We start from the raw sequence: 449 nt of genomic DNA on the forward strand, positions 1-449 counted from the left end.
GTTTAAGTACAATGACGCCGGTGTGGATACCCGTCAGCTGGAAGGACAGTCTGACCTCGGCTTCGCCGGGTTCCGGGTGTTTAAAGCGCCGGAGCTGGCGCGCCGCGATATCGTGGCGTTCCTCGGCGCCAGCTACTTCCGCGCGGTAGACAGCACCTATCAGTATGGCCTGTCGGCCCGCGGTCTGGCGGTGGATACCTTTACCGATACCCCGGAAGAGTTTCCCGACTTTACGTCGTTCTGGTTCGAAACGGTCAAAGGGGACGCCACGGTGTTTACCGTTTACGCGCTGCTGGACAGCCCGAGCATCACTGGCGCCTACAAGTTCACCATCCACTGCCAGGATACCCAGGTTATCATGGACGTGGAAAACCACCTGTACGCCCGCAAGGATATCAAACAGCTGGGTATCGCGCCGATGACCAGTATGTTCAGCTGCGGCAATAATG

The 449-nt window shown here is 58.4% G+C and carries 1 protein-coding gene; it reads left to right on the forward strand.

Translation table 11 applies throughout. The annotated features are described in order from the left end of the window. Positions 1-449, forward strand: a 449-nt coding sequence (locus tag M8013_RS00155; RefSeq protein ID WP_271265824.1) for a glucan biosynthesis protein, incomplete at both ends; no start/stop codon positions are given.

Origin of the sequence: Silvania confinis, from assembly GCF_025564085.1 — a bacterium.
GTDB lineage: Bacteria > Pseudomonadota > Gammaproteobacteria > Enterobacterales > Enterobacteriaceae > Enterobacter > Enterobacter confinis.